Origin of the sequence: Nocardia macrotermitis (genome assembly GCF_009604405.1) — a bacterium.
GTDB classification, from domain to species: domain Bacteria; phylum Actinomycetota; class Actinomycetes; order Mycobacteriales; family Mycobacteriaceae; genus Nocardia; species Nocardia macrotermitis.
This window is the reverse complement of sequence record NZ_WEGK01000005.1, coordinates 59,411-78,484: the sequence shown is the minus strand read 5'-3', so window position 1 is coordinate 78,484 and position 19,074 is coordinate 59,411. Positions and strand designations below refer to the sequence as shown.

Annotated in this window: 12 protein-coding genes; 5 read left to right on the top strand and 7 right to left on the bottom strand. The window is 68.6% G+C overall.

The genetic code is table 11. The annotated features are described in order from the left end of the window. Positions 1 to 31: 31 nt before the first annotated feature. Together NRB20_RS13185 and eccCa are read right to left on the bottom strand one after the other, a co-directional pair. Entirely contained in the window at positions 32 to 1,501 is a 1,470-nt protein-coding gene (locus NRB20_RS13185) for a type VII secretion-associated protein (protein ID WP_153410413.1), read from the bottom strand. Next, the gene (gene eccCa, locus NRB20_RS13180; protein WP_153410412.1) at positions 1,501 to 5,532 is read right to left on the bottom strand and encodes a type VII secretion protein EccCa; all 4,032 of its coding nucleotides are present in this window, start codon (positions 5,530 to 5,532) and stop codon (positions 1,501 to 1,503) included. The genes NRB20_RS13185 and eccCa overlap by 1 nt, the downstream gene beginning before the upstream one ends. Positions 5,533 to 5,705: 173 nt before the next feature. On the opposite strand from eccCa, the gene eccD reads away from it, so the two are divergent. The 3 genes from eccD (at position 5,706) to NRB20_RS13165 (ending at position 10,108) form a co-directional block, all read left to right on the top strand. Further along, positions 5,706 to 7,175, top strand: coding sequence for a type VII secretion integral membrane protein EccD (gene eccD, locus NRB20_RS13175; RefSeq protein WP_153410411.1), 1,470 nt, complete (start codon positions 5,706 to 5,708; stop codon positions 7,173 to 7,175). Positions 7,176 to 7,183: 8 nt separating this feature from the next. Further along, positions 7,184 to 8,593: a type VII secretion-associated serine protease mycosin gene (gene mycP, locus NRB20_RS13170; protein ID WP_153410410.1), complete on the top strand. Its 1,410-nt coding sequence runs from the start codon at positions 7,184 to 7,186 to the stop codon at positions 8,591 to 8,593. A 225-nt stretch (positions 8,594 to 8,818) separates the two neighbouring features. Then, positions 8,819 to 10,108, top strand: coding sequence for an MFS transporter (locus tag NRB20_RS13165; RefSeq protein ID WP_153410409.1), 1,290 nt, complete (start codon positions 8,819 to 8,821; stop codon positions 10,106 to 10,108). A gap of 91 nt (positions 10,109 to 10,199) precedes the next feature. On the opposite strand, the gene eccB is transcribed toward NRB20_RS13165, so the two are convergent. Next, complete coding sequence (gene eccB, locus NRB20_RS13160; protein WP_153410408.1) at positions 10,200 to 11,690, bottom strand: type VII secretion protein EccB; 1,491 nt, start codon at positions 11,688 to 11,690, stop codon at positions 10,200 to 10,202. A gap of 111 nt (positions 11,691 to 11,801) precedes the next feature. On the opposite strand from eccB, the gene eccE reads away from it, so the two are divergent. After that, positions 11,802 to 13,460 (top strand): type VII secretion protein EccE, encoded by a 1,659-nt coding sequence (gene eccE, locus NRB20_RS13155; RefSeq protein ID WP_153410407.1) that lies wholly within the window; start codon positions 11,802 to 11,804, stop codon positions 13,458 to 13,460. Positions 13,461 to 13,905: 445 nt separating this feature from the next. Here eccE and NRB20_RS13150 read toward each other — a convergent pair whose 3' ends face one another. Together NRB20_RS13150 and NRB20_RS13145 are read right to left on the bottom strand one after the other, a co-directional pair. Then, on the bottom strand, positions 13,906 to 14,631 hold the full coding sequence (locus NRB20_RS13150) for an SDR family oxidoreductase (protein ID WP_153410406.1): 726 nt from the start codon (positions 14,629 to 14,631) through the stop codon (positions 13,906 to 13,908). Between the two features lie 211 nt (positions 14,632 to 14,842). Then, on the bottom strand, positions 14,843 to 15,403 hold the full coding sequence (locus NRB20_RS13145) for an NADPH-dependent FMN reductase (protein WP_153410405.1): 561 nt from the start codon (positions 15,401 to 15,403) through the stop codon (positions 14,843 to 14,845). 259 nt (positions 15,404 to 15,662) lie between these two features. On the opposite strand from NRB20_RS13145, the gene NRB20_RS13140 reads away from it, so the two are divergent. Continuing rightward, positions 15,663 to 16,631, top strand: coding sequence for a GAF domain-containing protein (locus tag NRB20_RS13140; RefSeq protein ID WP_153410404.1), 969 nt, complete (start codon positions 15,663 to 15,665; stop codon positions 16,629 to 16,631). A gap of 20 nt (positions 16,632 to 16,651) precedes the next feature. Here the strand turns inward: NRB20_RS13140 and NRB20_RS39565 are convergent, their stop codons facing one another. After that, entirely contained in the window at positions 16,652 to 18,157 is a 1,506-nt protein-coding gene (locus NRB20_RS39565) for an NAD-dependent epimerase/dehydratase family protein (RefSeq protein WP_153410403.1), read from the bottom strand. Between the two features lie 88 nt (positions 18,158 to 18,245). Beyond that, on the bottom strand, positions 18,246 to 19,055 hold the full coding sequence (locus NRB20_RS13130) for an S-methyl-5'-thioadenosine phosphorylase (protein ID WP_153410402.1): 810 nt from the start codon (positions 19,053 to 19,055) through the stop codon (positions 18,246 to 18,248). Positions 19,056 to 19,074: the final 19 nt, after the last annotated feature.

The window sequence follows — 19,074 nt, the reverse complement described above, 5'->3', positions numbered from 1 at the left end:
GGATCTGATGAGCCCGGCCGCGGCGACGCTCTCATCCGGTGATGTGGAGGTCGCGGACGAGCTGTTCGCAAGGGGCCGACAGCGGGTCCCATTTGCCCTCGGGGTACTGGCAGCCGATGCTTGCCTCGACGCCCGAGTCGACGAGGATCTGCCAGCGCACGGTGGTGCCGTCGCCGGGGGACTCCTCGTAGGACAGGCCGGTGTGGTCGCCGAAGACGACATTGCGGCGCAGCGTGCTGACCTGACCGGATGGGCGGCGTTTGATCTGGGTATCCAGGTCGGTGGCGACGGCGTCCAGGTCGGCACCGGAGTTCAGACTCTTCTGGACCAGCATGATGCGTTGGCGCGTACCGTCGTTCGGCGACAGGTTGACCCGGTCAGCGGTCTGCGAGGCAATCTTCCAACCGGGCGGGACCAGGAACTGGATCCGGCCCAGGGTCTGCACCGTGGAACCGTCCGCGCCGGGCTTGGGCGGACCGGAGCCGGGCGGACCGGGCTCGGCGGCCGAAGTCGTTGGCGCGGCAGAGGTTACGGGTGTCGACGAGCCTGCGGCCGTGGTCTTCGGCGACGTACTCGAGCGGGTGAGCGCGATCGTCACGCCCACGCCGATGAGCAGCAGGACGACGACCGCGGCGGCCGCGATGAGCAGCCGATTCGGACCCTGCCGCGGCGGCTGGACGGCCAGCGCGTGCTCGTGCAGCGAATCGAATTCCATCGGCTGCGACTGCGCGGGCTGCGCGTTGGGCATCGGCATGCCCGGATGCGCGCCGCGGATCAGTTCGACGCCGGTGAGCGGACGCACGTCGACCGGGAATCCGCACTGTTCGGCCAGGGTCGCGGCGAGTGCGTCGAGCAACGCCCGATCCGTCACGCCGACGGCCAGCAGATACGTCGGCGGCTGCCCGGCGAGCAGCCGGGCGATCACACCCACCACACCGGGCAGGCCGTGGCCCTCCTCGACATCGGCCAGACCGATGGCCGGTTCGAACTCGCACCCCTCGATCCAGGTGTCCTGCCCGGACCGGCCGACCAGGGTGACCGTGGTGGACAGCGGATCGAGTTCGAGCACGGCGATCCGCTGCTGCTGGGCGGTACTGCTGCCCAGCGAGGCCGCGCGCCGGGCCAGCGGCTCGAACGTCACCTCCGAGACCAGCCGCCGGGCCGCGGCCTCCAACGCCGCCCGCCGTCGCCGCCCCCAGGCCGAGGGGCCGACGATGGTGAGCCGCTCGCACGGCGTGGGCAGTTGCAGATTGGTCAGCACCGCGCCGAACGTCACCGCCCAGGCGTCGATGATCGGCGGCAGCGTCGGCGGGAAGGCAATCCGGTCGGCCGAGGCCATCCGGACCATCGACACCGCCGGATACTGCGGCCGAAGCTGTTCCCCGACAACGAAACTCCGGCCGTCGCTGGCCGGAACGATCGAGGGCGGACCATCCCAGTGGGTCGACTCGCTGCGCGCCCACAACCGCGCGTCGGTCAGTACTACATCGACGTTCGACATCAGGTCAGCGGCATCCAGCCGGTCTGGATGAGTTCCTCGCTGTTGCGGGTGACGTAGGTACCGCGGCCGGGCGGCATCGCCGACGGGCGGGCCTTACCCCACAGCACACCCTCGTCCCGGCTGCCGTTCATGATCAGCGCGTTCGAGCCCAGATCCTTGATGCGGCCGATCACCGGTTCGTACATGGCGCGGCTGGCACCACCGGCACGTCGCGCGATGACCACGTGGAAGCCGAGATCGCGTGCGTGCGGCAGACTTTCGAGCAGCGCCTGCACCGGGTTGCCGCTGGAGCTGGCGACCAGGTCGTACTCGTCGACCAGGACGTACAGTTCCGGGCCGTCCCACCAGGAGCGGTCCCGCAGCTGCTGCGGGGTGACGTCCGGGCCCGGGGTCCGCTTGGCCACGTAACCGGCCAGATCGGCCATGTTCTGCGTGAATTGCGGTGCGGTGGAACCGTATCCGGCCAGGTACTGCTGCGGGATCAGACCCAGCATGCCGCGCCGGTAGTCGCCCATGATGATGCGCGCCTGGGTGGGCGTGTTGGAGGCGACGATGCCCTCCGCGATCGAACGCAACAGCGTGGTCTTACCGGATTCGTCACCGACGATGACCAGGTGCGGGCTGGCGGCGAAGTCGATGAACACCGGCGCCAGCTCGGATTCGTTGATACCGATGGGGAACCGCATGCACTTCTGCCCCGGATCGCCCATCCAGTTCCCGGCCAGTTGCAGCAGATCCGCGCGCTCCAGGCGCTCGGGCAGCATGCGCACCCGCGGGGCCGGACGACCCGGATTCATCTGCTGCACCGCCGCGACCGCCTGGGCCACACCGGTACTGATGGTGTCCGGATTCGAATCGCCGTCGATGCGCGGCAGCGCGGTGAGCATGTGCAGGGTTTCGGCGGTCATACCGCGACCGGGACGGCCCTTGGGGACCAGGGCGGCGAACTTGCGGCCCAGGTCGGAGTCCATCGGATCACCCAGGCGCAGTTCGATACGGGTACCGATCTGGTCCTTGAGCGCCGGGCGGGCCTCGGCCCATCGGTTCAGCGCGATGATCACGTGCACGCCGTACGACAGACCCTGCACGGCCAGGTTCATGATGCCCTGTTCGAGCGAGTCGAAATCCTGGCGGATGGTGCTGAAACCATCGATGACCAGGAAGACGTCACCGAACGGGTCCTCGTGCACACCGGTCGCGGCGGTGCTGCTGGCCGGATCCGAACCGCGCAGGCGACGGAATTCCGACATGGATTCCACGCCCAGCTGCCGGAACCGCGCCTCGCGCGCCCGCACGATGCTGTGCATCTCGGACAGGGTGCGCCGCACCTTGTCCTCGTCGAGGCGGGCGGACACCGCGCCGACGTGCGGCAGCCCCTCGAGGCTGGCGAGCGTACCGCCACCGAAGTCCAGGCAGTAGAACTGCACCTGTTCGGCGGTGTGGCTCAACGCCATCGACATGATCAGGGTGCGCAGCGCGGTCGACTTACCCGACTGCGGACCACCGACCACGGCCACGTTGCCACCGACGCCGGACAGATCGACCATCATCGGATCGCGACGCTGGTGGTACGGCCGGTCGACGATGCCGATCGGCACGCGCAGCGAGGCGATCTGCGGAACGTCGCCGGTCAGGATGGAACGCGGCAGCAGCTCGTCCATGGTCGAGGCCTCGTCCAGCGGCGGCAGCCAGATCTCGTGCGCGGGCCGGCCGTGGCCGGTGATGCGGGAGACCAGCATGCCGACGTTCGAGACCTCCTCGCCGTCCTCACCCTTGACGGACTCCTGGATGACCTCCGGCTCGGCCTCGACGGTGATGTGGTCGGCGGGGCGGAAATCCACGTGACCGGCGGTGAACGCGCGGGCGTTGATATCGATCTCGCCGCCGACGATGCCCGCCTGCGTCACCTGACGTTGCGAACCGCCGCCGACATACGGGCCCGAGACGTACGACGCCTGGAAACGCCGGATCTCGCCGTCGCCGGCCTTGAGATAACCGCCACCCGGGCTGGCGGGCAGGTTGTACGCGTCCGGAACACCCAGCACCTGCCGGGATTCGTTGGCGGAGAAGGTTTTCAGACCGATCCGGTAGGACAGGTGCGATTCCAGGCCCTTGAGCTTGCCCTCCTCCAGCCGCTGCGAGGCGAGCAGCAGGTGCACCTGGAGCGAACGGCCCAGACGACCGATCATCACGAACAGCTCCGCGAAGTCCGGATGCTGTTGCAGCAGTTCGGAGAACTCGTCGAGCACCACGAACAGCGCGGGCAGCGGATCCAGATCGGCGCCCGCGGCGCGCGCCTTCTCGTACTCGCCGACGTTGGCGAAGTTGCCCGCCGTGCGCAGCAGCTCCTGGCGGCGGGTCATCTCACCGGCGAGGGCGTCGTGCATACGGCCGACCAGGTCGGCCTCCTCCTCCAGGTTGGTGATGACGGCCGCGACGTGCGGCACACCGTCCAGACCCAGGAAGGTCGCACCACCCTTGAAGTCGACCAGGACCAGGTTCAGCTGATCCGGCGAGTGCAGGGCGAGCATCGAAAGTACAAGCGTGCGAAGGAATTCCGACTTACCCGAACCGGTCGCGCCGATGCACAGGCCGTGCGGGCCCATACCGTTCTCGGCGGCCTCCTTGATGTCCAGGAAGACCGGCAGCCCGTCCGCGCCGAGGCCGAACGGCACCCGCAGCCGCTCCCGGCCGTAGCGGGGCTTCCACTGGCTCTCCGGGCTGAACGTACCGATGTCGCCCAGGCCCAGCATCTGCGCCCAGGACGTGATGACCTCGGCGTTGTCGTCCGCGACGGTTTCCGCGCCGGTCTGCGCGACCACCCGGAACGGCGCGAGCCGCCGGGCGACCTGCTCGGCCTGCTTGGCACTGATCCGGTCGATCACCGCGAAGCGTTCCATGTTGCCGGTGGCGCCGCGGCCGACGCATTCGCCGTTCTCCACGACCATCTGGATGCCGCGCGAAACCGCAAGGCGCGGAGCGTAATTGCACAGGTCGATGATGGTGACGCCCTCGTAGCCGGATTCGCGCAGCGCGTCCTCCTCGGCTTCGAGCAGACCGCCGTCGACCACGACCACGATATGGGTCAGATTCCGGTCGGCGGGCTGATTGCGCGAGTACCGGGAACGGTTGTGCACCAGCGGATTCAGGCCCGCGGTCATCTCCCGGACCGACCCGTACACCATGCGCTCCGCGCCGACGCCGTCCTGCGACTCGGGATGCTGGGTGTGCGGGAGCCATTTGGTCCACTCCCACTCGCCGATCGTGTCCGCACCGGACACCACCGCGAGCAGCACCTGATCCGGCGCCTGGAACATGCACAGCTGCAACAACATCGCGCGCGTCATGTCCCGCGCCTGGACGCGGTCGCCGTTGAGCTGGATGGTGCCGAAGCCCTTGATCGCGATGGCCGTGGCCAGATCCGGAACCGTGGAGTGGGTGCGCACGAAACGGCGCAGCGAGACCGCGGCGATCGGCTCGAGCTCCTCGACCGGCCCGGTCTCCGGCGACACCAGCCGCGTGGCCAGGCGCTGACCGCCCAGGCCGATGCGGGCGTGGCAGAAGTCCTTGTCGCCCTGGCGGCGCTCCCACATCCGGCTGGTACCGGCGAGCATCCAGATCAGACCGGGCTCGGGGTGACTCCACTCCACGGCCGCACGCTGCTGTTTCGCGGTCTCGTCGACATCCTTGCGGACCTGGTCGAGGTAGCGCAGGTAGTCCTTGCGATCCTCGTTGGCCTCGGCCGCCTTCTGGCCCTTGCCGCCGCCCTGGGTGAACATCCCGACCATCGAGAAGACCATCATCATCGGGAACATCAGCGCGGTCGGATTCGAGCCTATGCCACCACCTTTGGTGAACATGACCGCCATCATGCCGACCATGCCGACCATCATCACGACCGGCATCAGCTTGCCCATCAGGCCGCCGGGTATGGACCGCGGGATCTCCGGGGGCGGCTGCAGCGTGACCTCACCGCCGGGCGTGCGTGGCACCTCTCGGCGCGTACGGCGCTGGAAACGGACTGTGCTCATCGACTGAAGCTCCCCCTTCGGCGGCTTGGTGCGGGCCTCAGTGTAGAGGTCACGGCCGACATGTCGTACAGTTCGGGCAGCATTCTGCACGGGTCAACCGCGCGATCGCAACTCGCGCGCTTGCGGAAACACCAGGTAGAGACGGAGTTGGGGGCAGCGTGACGCACGCGCGAATGAGCCACATCGAAGATGATTCGACCCGCGGGATCGTCCGCGCGCCGGATCTTGCCCGGGTCACGATTCTGGCCAAGCACACCCAGGTCGATATGGCGATCCCGGTGGATGTGCCGGTGGCACTGGTCATTCCCAGTGTCGTGGACATGGTCGCCCAGCACAGCCGGACGAACGATTTCGATCAGCGCGGCGAGCAGTTCCAGCCCGCCGAATGGGTGCTGGCCCGGATCGGGCAGCCGCCGTTCTCCAACTCGCTGAGCCTCGGTGAGCAGGGCGTTCGCGACGGCGAACTGCTGATGCTGGAGAGCGCGGACCACGTCGCGCCGATGCCGCTGTACGACGACATCATGTACAACGTCGCGATCGCCGACGGCGACAACTTCCGCACCTGGTCCCCCCGGATGGCGCGGATCTCCGCCTCCACCATCGCCGTACTGACCATGATCGTCGGCTGCGTCGGCCTGCTGGCCGCCCCGAATGCCATGCCCGGCTGGATATCCGGCGCGGTCGCTGCCCTGCTGACCATCCTGCTCGTCGTCGCCGGAACCGTGCTGAGCCGCATGTACGGCGATATCTCGACGGCGATCGTGATCGGCGGCTCCGCGCTGCCCACCGCGTTCGCCGCGGGCATGCTGCTGGTGCCGCTGCAACATCATCAGTACGGCTGGGCGAACGTCCTGCTCGGCTCCGTACTCTTCGGCGCGACAGCGGTATTGGCGTGGCGGGTCAGCGGCGTCGGGCTGGCGCTGTTCATCGGCGCGACCACGGTGTCGCTGTTCGCGGTCGTGGCCGCGCTGGTGGGTCTGCTTGCCGGACAACCGATTCGGGCCGTCGGGGCCGGTGCGGCGGTATTGGCCCTGGGCGGGCTGTCGCTGGCGCCGCGCGCCTCGATGCTGCTGGCCAAGCTGCCGCTGCCGCCGGTCCCCTCCCCCGGCACCCCGATCGATCCGACCGAGGACGATCCGGACGATCACCGCGCGCTGCCGACCATGGACGTGCTGCGCGAGAAGGCCGAGCGGGCCCGCATGTACCTGGGTGGCATGGTCGGCGCGACCACGCTGGTCACCGTGGTCGGTTCGCTGGCGGGCTGTGATCCCGGACACCACGGCGGCCCGTTCTGGGCCGGTATCGCGTTGGCGCTGGTCTCGGCGGTGGTGCTGCTGTTCCGCAGTCGCACCTACACCAATGCCGAACTCGCGGTGGTGCTGATCGGCGGCGGCGCGGCCATCCTGCTCGCGGTCATGCTCGGCGCGGCCTTCACCCAGTCCCAGCCGCTCGCGGTGTTCGGCGCGGCGATGATCCTGCTGATCGGCGCGCTGATCTGCGGTCTGATCATCCCCAACCAGACCGCGACCCCGCCCATGCGACGCGCGGTGGAACTGCTCGAATACGGTTTCGTCGCCGCGGTCCTGCCGCTCGCGTTCTGGGTGGCCGACCTGTACTCGATCATCCGCTCCCTCTCGCTCTGAGCCGCGCGATGAACCCGAAGACATTCGGACGCAACGCAATCCGCGTCGTCGCCGCAGCCGCAGTGCTGGGGTTGAGCGTATCGGTCGGGGCCGGAACGGCTTTCGGCGACAAGACACCGGCGGCGAACTCGAGTGCGTTGCCCGCCAACGACACCCCGCATCCGGAGAAGACCACCGAGGCGAAGCCGAACACCCCCTGCGCGAGCAGCCAGCCCGCCGGCGATGTGGCCACCGTGCCCACCCCGCAGCGGGTGCTGGGCCTGGAAAAGGCCTGGCAGTTCTCCACCGGCGCCGGGCAGACCGTCGCGGTCATCGATACCGGGGTGGCCCGCAATCCGCGACTGGCCAATCTCGCCCCCGGCGGCGACTACGTCAGCACCGGCGACGGCACCCAGGACTGCGATGGACACGGCACGGCCGTGGCCGGTCTCATCGCGGCCAGCCGGGTGGACGGGCAGGGTTTCGCGGGGGTCGCGCCCGGCGCGAAGATCATCGGAATCCGCCAGACCAGCAACTACTTCGAGGTCAAGGGCACCGGCACCGACGAGCAGAAGATCGCCGACAACTCGGTCGGCAACCTGAACACCCTCGCCTCGGCGATCCGGCACGCCGCGGATCTGGGCGCCACCGTGATCAACATCTCGGAGATCTTCTGTAGCAACAGCGTCCCGCCGGACAGCAATATCGGCGCGGCCGTGCAGTACGCGGCGGTGCAGAAGGATGTCGTGGTCGTGGTGGCCGCGGGTAACAACGACGCGTGCAAGAGCGTCAACCCGGTGCTGGATCCCACCGACCCCACCGGGGATCAGTGGAGCCGGATCATCCAGTACGTCTCGCCCGCGCGCTGGGACAAGTACGTGCTCTCGGTCGGCTCGATCGACCCGGCGACCGGATCGGCGTCCAAATTCACCGTGCCCGGCCCCTGGGTCGGCGTGGCCGCACCCGGTCAGGACATCACGTCGCTGGACCTGAACTACGCCGCGAACAGCAAATACATCACGACCGGGCTCACCCATCAGGGCAAGATGGGCTCGATCGAGGGGACGAGTTTCTCCTCCCCCTACGTGGCCGGTCTCGCGGCGCTGGTCCGCGCGAAGTTCCCGCGCCTGAGCGCCGCCGAGGTGATCAAGCGCATCGAGGCCACCGCGCACGCACCGGCCGGTGGCTGGGATCCGTACGTCGGGTACGGCGCGATCGATCCGGTCGCGGCGTTGACCGCCGACGTCCCCACCCAGCTGCCCCCCAAGCAGCCGTTCGCCGCGCAGAGCTGGCGGATGCCGGTGCCGCAACCGCCGAAGGCGCCCGACAACACCGCCCGCAACGTCGCGTTGATCGGCACGGCCGTGATCGCGGTGCTGCTGATCCTGGGCTATCTGGCGTCGTTCCCGATCCGCCGCCGCCTCGGCATGCACGACTGACGGTGCGCGCCAGCTGATCCGGCCGGAGTCTCGTCCGGCCGGACAACGCGCCATCGATCAAAGCCTTCCCCAAGTTCTTCCCATCGCGCCGCAAAATTCCGTTCGGAAGGGTAACCAACGCGGCGAAGTCGGGTCCCGTAGTGCTTTCTACGTTGCAGAATGCGCTACGGCGCGGTCGAGCGGACTGATCGCGCCGTGGACCGAGAACGAGGGCGAGGGATACACATGGCCACAGCCGTACCCAAGGCACCCAGACCGAAACTGACCGCGGATCAACGCAATTCGTTCATCGCCGCCCAACTCGGGTGGACGATGGACGCCTTCGACTATTTCCTCGTGGTGTTCGTCTACGCCGACATCGCGCACACCTATCACATGAGCAAGGCCGAGGTCGCGTTCCTGACCACGGCCACGCTGATCATGCGGCCGGTGGGCGCGCTGCTGTTCGGGATGTGGGCCGACCGCGTGGGACGCCGCATCCCGCTGATGGCCAATGTCTCGATGTATTCGGTGATCGGCTTCCTGTGCGCGTTCTCGCCCAACTTCACCGTGCTGGTGGTGCTGCGCATGCTCTACGGCATCGGGATGGGCGGTGAATGGGGGCTCGGCGCGGCGCTGGCCATGGAGAAGATCCCCACCGAACGTCGCGGCTTCTTCTCCGGGCTACTCCAGGAGGGGTATTCGTTCGGCTACCTGCTCGCGTCGCTGGCCTCGCTGGTCGTCATGAACTGGGCGGGGCTGTCGTGGCGCTGGCTGTTCGCGCTGTCGATCATCCCGGCGCTGATCATCCTGCTCATCCGGACCCGCACCGAGGAATCCGAGGCGTGGGAGCGCACCCAGGAGCGAATGAAGGTGACGCAGACCAGGATTCGCGACATCATCCGCAATCCGGTGATCGTGCGACGGTTCGTCTACCTGGTCCTGCTGATGACGGCGTTCAACTGGATGAGCCACGGCACCCAGGACGTCTACCCGACGTTCCTGTCCGCACCGCACGCCCAGGGTGGTGCGGCGATCAGCGCGGTCACCGCGAAATGGATTGCCGTGGTGTACAATATCGGCGCCATCGTGGGCGGTCTGGTGTTCGGTTCGCTGTCCGAGAGATACGGCCGCCGGTACACGATCATCTTCTGCGCGGTGCTGGGTCTGCCGATCGTGCCGCTGTTCGCCTATTCGACGACCGCGGCCATGCTGTGTCTGGGCTCGTTCCTCATGCAGTTGATGGTGCAGGGCGCGTGGGGTGTGATCCCGGCGCATCTGACCGAGATGTCACCGGATTCGATCCGCGGGTTCTATCCCGGGGTCACGTATCAGCTCGGTAATCTGCTCGCCTCGCTGAATCTGCCCATCCAGGAACGTCTGGCCCAGCATCACGGGTATCCGTTCGCGTTGGCGGTGACCATCGTTCCGGTGTTGATCGTGGTGGCGATTTTGACCGCGGTCGGCAAGGAAGCCAAGGGAATTCGGTTCGGTGTGGGTGAGAATCCGCACGATCCGCTACCTGCGACCACCTGAGGGACGCGGTAAACGCAAGAGCGCACGGTCGAAGGCGACCGTGCGCTCTCTGCGGGTTACTCGGAATCCGGTGCCCCGCAGACGATTTCGATCAGTTGGACGATGCCACCGCCGAGGTCGGGGAGACCAGCGTCTTGGCGGGCTGCGAATCCGGCGCCACGCCGTCGTGCGCGACCATGGCGTCCTGCCTGGACAGGCTCGGGCCGGTGGCCAGCAGGCCGGCGATCGGCCAGGGCGCGGGCTCGTACTTCGTCTTGGACGAATCCATGCCGAGCGCCTTCGCCGCGTCGTTGTCCTTGAGCCCGTAGCGCACACCGGTGTCGGAGATGAAGAACACCGAATCCTTGCGCTGGCTGTCGGGCTCGATTCCGGTGGTCTGCACCAGGATTCCGGTGCCCGGGGTGGTGTAGAACTGGTCGGCCTTGTCGGTGCTCGAACCGTCGGCCTGGGCCAGGCGGGTCGGCTTGGCCCCGTCGGGGATGGGCAGCGCGTGACCGGTGATCACGGACAACTCGGCGTGCTTACTGCCGTCAGTGCTGTTCGCGGAGCTCAACGGCTTCCACGACAGGCACTCCACCGGCCGGTCCTTCGAATCGACCACCGTGGGCGCGGTATCCGGATAGTCCTGCACCGGAAGGCTGTTCACGATATTGGTGCTGGAGTAGTCGGACGGCGACAACTCGTCCCGGCCCGAGGTGGAGGTCCAGTGCCGGATGATGTCGGCGGTCAGCGCCGAGATCTTCTGGATGCCGTTGTTCAGCGCGACGAAGTACTCGTTGCCCGTGGTGAGCTTCATGACGTCACCGTTGCGATGCCCGGACAGCGCCGAGGGCCCACCCGGATCGGTGATGTTCGGGACCGTGATCGCCGCCACCTCCGGAATGGCGTTCAGCAGTCCGTCGCTGATCGGACGCGGCGTGACGCCGGTGATCTGCAATGCGTCGGTGACCGGGCGGGAGTTCATGTTGATCCGCGCCCGCTTGTTGTCGTAGATGAGATAGGTCGAATCGTTGCCCTGCACCAGCAGCGCGCTGCCCTTGGGCAGACTCGACGCCTTGTCACCGAGCGTCACCCCGCCGGCGATGGCCGTGGTGGTCAACGTATCGCTGCCGTCGGTCTTCAACTCGTCGCAGACCGTCCACTGCCGGCCCTTGCCGCTGGAGTCGAAGGTCAGCAGCGAGGGCGCGCCCGGAATGCCGATCAGCGCGCCCATCGGCATGCTGGAGAGCTGAGATTCCTTGACACTGGCCGGACTCGACGCGTCACCCACCGCGAGCCGGGCCGAGGCCAGGTTCAGTGCGGGGTGCACGGTGCCGTCGATGACCGCGTAGATCTGGCCGGATTCCTTGCCCATCAGGATCTTGCTGTTGCCGATCGAACCCTGCGGTTTGAGCAGCGCCAGCACCGCGCAACCGGCGAGCGCGACGACGCCGAGGATGAGTCCGACGCTGTAGGCGCGCGACTGAGAGCGCATGGGGTCGTGCAACATTCGCACATCCCGACGCACCAGGGCGTGCTCCATGCGGCGTACGAGGAAGCGGTAACCGCTTACCTGCCACCGAGTAGTGGGTCTTGAAGGCATGATTCCTCCCCCGAACAGTGCTCGCGTTCGTGGAACACAGTACAGTTCACGGGGACTTCAGTTCAGCTCGGCCATCGAAACTGGCCGACACCGGGTACTTGGGGGATCACGATGGCCGAACCCAGCGGGACGAAAAGGCGTCCGCTTCTCGGACGGATCACGCTGACGAATCTGCTCGCCGCACAGTTGCTCGGCCTCGTGGTCGCCATGGCGGTGCTGGCCGTGCGGCGGCTGCCGGGCTGGTACGCGCTGGGCGCGGCGGTGGTGGCGGGTCTGTTGCTGCTGATCCCGTTCGGCAAGCGCACGATCGCCTCCTGGATCGCCACCATCTGGCGCTTCTCGACCAACCGGGGATACGAGATCGGTGACACGATCGACTTCCGCGGTCCGGACGGGCGTTCGCTCGGTCTGTTCTGGGAGGGCAGCCGGGTGGTCGCCGTGGTCGAGGTGCTGCCGCCGCGCGGCGGGCTGACCCGGATCGACCGCAGCACCGTGCACGCCTCGCACCTGCTGCCGATGCCGGAGCTGGCGCAGTGCCTGAATCAGCACGACATCCTGCTCAGCGGCATCGACATCATCAGCCACGGGCACCGCAGCCGCTCGGGCACCCCGGCCGGGCCGATCTACGAGACGCTGCTGGGCCCGCTGCCCGCGACCGCGCACCGCACGGTCTGGCTCGCCATCAGTTTCGACGCCGTGGCCTGCCCGGATGCCGCGGATCGACGTGGTGGCGGCAGCGAGGGCGCGTGCCGCGCGGTGACCGTCGCGACGCAGCGCATCGTGCGCGCGCTCGAGGACGCGGACTGCTATTCGCGCGTGCTGACCGCGCCGGAGATCCGGCAGGCGGTGTTGCAGATCAGCGCCGGAATCGACCCGCGCACGCTGACCCACCGCTGGCGGTACGCCGAGCTCGGCAACGGCGTGAACATCGGCGCCGCAGTCGATCCCAAGCGTTTGGGGTCGGATCTGCTGGCCCAGTTGTGGGTGCCGCCGTCGCGCGGCACCACGGTCGCGGTGCGGCTGCGGCCGGGTAGTTCGGCCGAGTCGGTCAACATCGGCGCGGCGTGGCGGCTGACCGCCCGCGAGATGCCCGAGAAGATCAAGCGCAGGCATATGGTCTCGATGAGCGGGCGGCATCGGCAGAATCTGTTGGCGCACTTCCCGATCGGGATTCCGGACGCCGACGACACGGTGCCGCTGGCGGAGTTCCCGATCGATGTGATCGACGCGCTGCACCTGCCCTCCTCCGGCTGCGGTCAGCTGATCGGCTCCGACTCCGAGGGTAACGGTGTCGCGATTCGCCTTGTCGGACAGGGTATTTCGACGGTGTACGTGGCCGGTGAGCTGTATCTGGCGCAGCAGTTGGTGTTCCGCGCGCTGGCGGTCGGCGAGCGCATCCTGATCCGCACCGATCGTCCGGGCGCGTGGGAGCAGCTGGTCGGCACCATCGGCAATCCGGAGCGGCTCACCATCGCGGTGGAGACGCACCAGAGCGACGCGGCGTTCACCGCGGCGGTCGTGGACGGCGTGCTCGCGCCCGCCCCGCACGCCGGTGTCACCACCATCTACGTCACGGGCGACCCGATGGGCTGGCCCGCCACCAAGCCCGACCTGCAGATCCACCAGCCCGGCGCGATCGGCAACCACGTGCTGCTGCGCACCGGCACCACCCAGGTCGACCTCAGCCTCGTCTCCATCCCCCGCGAGTCCACCTACATCGGCAACCCGCGCAGCCAGCAGCAACAGCAACGCCGGGCGATGTCCCGCTAGCTGTTTCAGCTCCGACCGCCAGTGGCTTCCGGCCGCTGGCGGCTTCGAGCTTCATCAGCACCCCGCAGTCGGCAACAACAGCAACGACGGACCATGTCCCGCTAGTTGTTCTTCAGCTCCGACCGCCAGTGGCTTCCGGCCGCTGGCGGCTTCGAGCTTCATCAGCACCCCGCAGTCGGCAACAACAGCAACGACGGACCATGTCCCGCTAGTTGTTCTTCAGCTCCGACCGCCAGTGGCTTCCGGCCGCTGGCGGCTTCGAGCTTCATCAGCACCCCGCAGTCGGCAACAACAGCAACGACGGACCATGTCCCGCTAGTTGTTCTTGAGCTCCGACCGCCAGTGGCTTCCGGCTACTGGCGGCTTCGAGCTTCGTCGGAAAGCATTCCCGGCAGCGAGAATTCAGCCCTGCGGGTCGGCGGCATCGGTCCTGCCGCCAGCGATTTCAGCCCTGTCGGGTGGGGCGGATGGTGATGTCGCCGATCTCCACGTCGTCGGGTTGTTCGATGGCGAAGGCGATGGCGCGGGCCACGGCGTCCGGGCTGATGCCCAGGGCGGCCATCGCCTGTTGGGCCGGGTCGTCGAGGTGGTCGAGGAGTTCGGTGCGCACGTAGCCGGGCGAGACCGAGGTCGTGCGCACGACGCCGTCGGTGGATTCCTGGCGCAGGGCTTCCAGGAGGGTGCGTACGGCGTTCTTGGTTCCCGCGTAGACCGCCTGGGTCGGGACGATCTTCAGTCCGGATGTGGAGACCGTGGTGACGAAGTGGCCGCGGCCCTGGCTGCGGAAAACCGGTAGGGCAGCGGCGATTCCGTGCAGCACACCGCGCACGTTGACGTCGATCATCGCGTCCCAGTCGTCCAGGTCCAGGGATTCCACCGGCGCGGTGCGGGCCACGCCCGCATTGCTCACCAGCACGTCCAGGCGGCCGAAACGCTCGACCGCCAGCGCGACCAGTGCCAACAGATCCGCACGTCGGGTGACGTCGACCGCGAGCAGCTCCGCGCGGCCGCCCGCTTCCCGGATGCTCGCCGCCAGGTCCTCGAGCCGATCGGTCCGCCGGGCGCCGAGGACGACGGCCGCCCCGCGCGCGGCCAGTTCGACGGCGGTCGCCGCGCCGATGCCGCTGCTGGCTCCGGTGATGGCGACGATCTTGCCGTCCAGTCCGCTCATCGGGATGCCTCCCGGTCCGCGATTCGTTCGATCATGATCATCAGTTTACCGGACGGACCCTCCGCTTACCGGTGGCAGCCACCATGCCCGCCTGCTCGGCTACTGCGCGTGCACGTCTCGAATCGAGTGCGCGGAAGCGGCAGCCAGGTCAGCCGGGTCAGCCGGGTCAGCCGGGTCAGCCGGGTCAGCCGGGTCAGCCGGGTCAGCCGGGTCAGCCGGGATAGGGGTCGGCGCTGCGGGCGGTGCGCAAATGCGTTGCCCACCAGGCGAGTTGGCGCAGCAGACGTTGGGCGGCGTCGACGGCCGCGCCGTCACGGGTTTCGCCGTCGGCGTCGAAGGCGCGCTTGGCCTGGTGGAAGCTGACCGATTCGCGGATCGAGACCATGTGCACCTCGGCGACCACCTGACGCAGCTGTTCGATGGCGCGCAGCCCGCCGGACAGGCCGCCGTAGCCGACGAAGGCGATGGGTTTGGCCCGCCACTCGTGTTTGGCGGTGTCCAGGGCGGTCTTGAGCGCGGCCGGGTAGCCGTGGTTGTATTCCGAGGTGATCACGACGAAAGCGTCTGCGGCGGAAAGGCGTTCGCGGTAGGCGGCGACCTCGGGCGTGTCGGCCAGATCCACCGGCAGCGGGGTCTGCAACAGATCGATGACGCCGATGTCGAACCGATCGTCGGCCCGCGCGGTGCGCAGGAACCAGTCGGCGACGACCGGCGCGAACCGCCCCGGCCGCACACTGGCGACGATCACCTCGAGCCGCAGCGGAGTTTCCATGTCAGCGAGCCTAACCGCCCGCGACATCCGGACCGGACACCATCCACACCCGCACCGCTACCGCCCGCCCCGGCGCACCCCCTCCGCAACGAGCCCGCCAACAGCGAGTCCACCGGCCGAGCGGATCCCGCCCCCGACCAGCAAAGCCGCAGCGATTTGAATAATCCACGGGCAGAGCCGATTCTGTACCGGGCGCAGTGGGGGCCGGAATCACAGCCCCGGCGTAGCGAAGCGGAGGCCGAGAACACCAGGAGGCCAAATGACGGATTGGCTGTTGATCGAGACTCTCGGGGCACCCGAGAGCTGGTCCCTGGTTGCCGTCGGTACCGCGCCCCGGCAGTGGAAGTCGTTGGCGCGCACCGTACCCGGTCCCGCCATGCCGATCATCGCGGCGGCGCGGGCGAGTGGTGAGCCGATCGAGCACCCGCTACCCCGATCCCGGCACACCTGGTCGCAGCAGCGGGTGCGGGCCGTTCCCGTCGTCGGGCCGGACGATCGGTTGTACGCGGTGCACGTTCTGGTGGGTGAGGGCGATACCGCGCCGACACCGGCCGCGCCGTATCTGTACACCAACGACGATCGGCGGCTCGAGGTCGCCTCCGCCGGACTCGGCCCGGATTTCGACCGCGGCCGCTCGGTGTGGACGGGCACCGAAACCTTCGAGCACGTGGAACGTTTCGACGATGCGCTGGACTGGGTCGCCACCATGGCCCGTGCGACGCCCGGCGCACGCTGGCTGGGCGAGATGACCATCCGCATCCCCGACGGCCTGCGCACCCTGCTGACCGCGGCCCGCTGCGACGACACCGACCCGCGCCGCTGGCGCGGCCTGCTGGTGGACATCACCGAAAGCGTTCCGCCGCAACCCAAGTCGGTCGAGGCCGCCACGGTCGACACCCTCATCACCGCCAATCCGGGACTGTATCTGGCGGTCGTGGACACCGAGCAGGTCCGCGTGCTGCGCTGGATCAGCGGACCGATCCCCGGCCTGCGGTGGTCCGCCGACATCGAGGAACGCACACTCCCGCACCCCGCCGATCTGGACCGGATTCGCGCTGCCCGCAACGATATTCGAGCGGGCAAACTCGAACAGAGCCTGCCCGGACTACGTCTGGCCGCCACCGACGGCGGCTGGCTGCGGGTCGACGCGGAGATCAGTCCGCTGCCGCACGGCGACCCCGACGACGGTCCGCCCCGTTTCGCGTTGGTCCGCTTCGAAATATCCTGAGGCCCAGGCAATCCCGGGAGTCAGGACCGCACCCCGGTCGCGGCGTACTCGGCCAATCCCTGCGCCGGAGCCACGGCGGCGGTGAAATCCACCGTGCGCCGGGCACGTTGCGGGTCGGCGACGATATGCCGCGCGTCGGTGATCCGATACTGGCCGCTCACAACGGGATTCGGACCGTCCAGGGCGCGGGACATGATGGATGCCATCTCCCACAACGTGATCGGATGCCCCGAGGCGATATTGAGCGGCACGAATCCGGACAGCGGCCGCTGCACGACCGCGGCCGTGGCGGCGGCGACATCCCGCACGTGCACGAAATCCCGCACCTGCCCGCCGTCCTCGAACACGTACGGCGAACGCCCGGCCACCAGTTCCGCCCGGAACCGCGCCGCGACACCGGAATGCGCACGCAGCGCGGCATTCTCGCGGACCGGATCGCCGTACACATGGTGATACCGCAGCACCGTCACCCCCGCACCGGTGGCCGCGCCCCACGCCATCGCGTAATTCTCCTGCGCCGCCTTACTCGCCGCATACCCCGTACGCGGCCGCAACGGCGCGTCCTCCCCGACCGGCTCCCAGGTCAGAATCTCCCCCGACCGCGGCGCACGATGATCGAACATCCCCCGATCCAGATCGGCCCGACGCCGCACCCCCGGAAAGAACGGCCCACTACGCAACCCCCGATACCGCCCCTCCCCATACACCGACACCGACGACGCCAACACCAGCCGCCGCACCCCCGCCCGCTCCATCGCCGCCAACAACACCGCGGTCCCGAAGTCGTTGTGCGCAGCGAACACCGGCCCCCGCTGCACATTCGGCCCACCCGGCCGGATGGCACCAATCCCACCCGTGCCCCGCTCTACCGCACCACTGCCACGCGCTGCACCCATCTCACCAGCGCCCGGCCCCGCGCCAACCGCACCGCCGCCGCGCCCCGAACGCATCTCGCCCGTGCCCGGCCCCGCATTCATCTCACCCGTCCCAGACGACGCACCTGTCGCACCGCGACCCCGCACCGCATTCATCCCACCCGTGCCAGGCATCGCACCCACCGCACCATTGCCCCGTACCGCTCTCATTCCACCTGTACCGGGCGACGCACCTGTCGCACCGCGACCCCGCACCGCATTCATCTCACCCGTACCCGGCAGCGCACCCGTCGCCCCGCGGCCGGGCACCGCCCCCATCGCGCCCGTTCGCGGCCCAGGACCAGCGTCACGCGGCGGCAGTCCGGGAGGCCCCTGCACTCCCATGGACGAGCCGTTCCCACCACCGGCCGAGGACCCGGGCGGGATCGCGGCGGCCAGGTGCACGACGACGTCGATGCCGCGCAGCAGCGGATCGAGGGCGTCCGGATCGCGGATGTCCGCGCGGATGATGCCGTCGGGGGGCACCGGGTCGGGGCCGTGCACGGATTCCAGTAGCGCGTCCAGCGCGACCACCTCGTGCTCGGCATCGGTGAGGGTGCTCAGTACGTGCCGGCCGATGAAACCCGCAGCGCCGGTCAGCAATACCCGCATATCGTCTCCGTCGGTCCGCGAATCCCCCGCCTGACGAACGGCGCGCCCGTCGCCCGAGCCGAAGCCTGCGACGGTGCACCCATGCGCATCAGGGTAGTTCGAACGGCAGGTTCACACCGGTATGAACACGGCACCGGGCACAGGTGTCGGTGCCCTCGACCGCGGCCACGGCCCGGCGCACGAGTCCCGCGAACGGCACCAGATTCTGCTCGAACGCGGCGAAAACGGCAGCGGCGCTGACACCTTCGCCCGCCTCCAGCCCGGCGTCCAGATCGGTCACCAGAGCGATTGCGGCGTAACACATTTCCAGTTCGCGGGCCAGCACGGCCTCCGGGAATCCGGTCATGTTCACCAGCTCCCAGCCCTGCGCGGCGAACCAGCGGCTCTCCGCGCGGGTGGAGAATCGCGGGCCCTGCACCACGACCATCGTCCCGGACGACTTCATCGGCAGTTCCGGCACCGCGGATCGTATTGCCGCACCGCGCAGTTCGTCGCAGTAGGGGTCGGCGAACGAGACGTGGATGCCGCCGTTGTCGAAGAACGTCTGCGGCCGCCCGGACGTGCGGTCGACCAGCTGATCGGGCACCGCGACCGTGCCCGGCCCCCAGTCCGCGCGCAGGCTGCCCACCGCGCAGGGCGCGAGGATCCGCCGCACCCCGATCGACCGCAGCGCCCACAGATTCGCCTGATAGGGCACGGTGTGCGGGGAGAATTCGTGTTTGCGGCCGTGCCGCGGCAGGAACGCCACCTGCCGCCCCTCGACCTGCCCGACGGTGATCGGCGCACTCGGCGCACCGTAGGGCGTGTCGATCTCGAGACGCACCGCGTCGTCGCCGAAGAAATCGTAGAAACCGCTACCGCCGATGATGGCCAGCGCGGGCCGGGGAACCGAACTCATGCGCCGATTCTCGCGCACC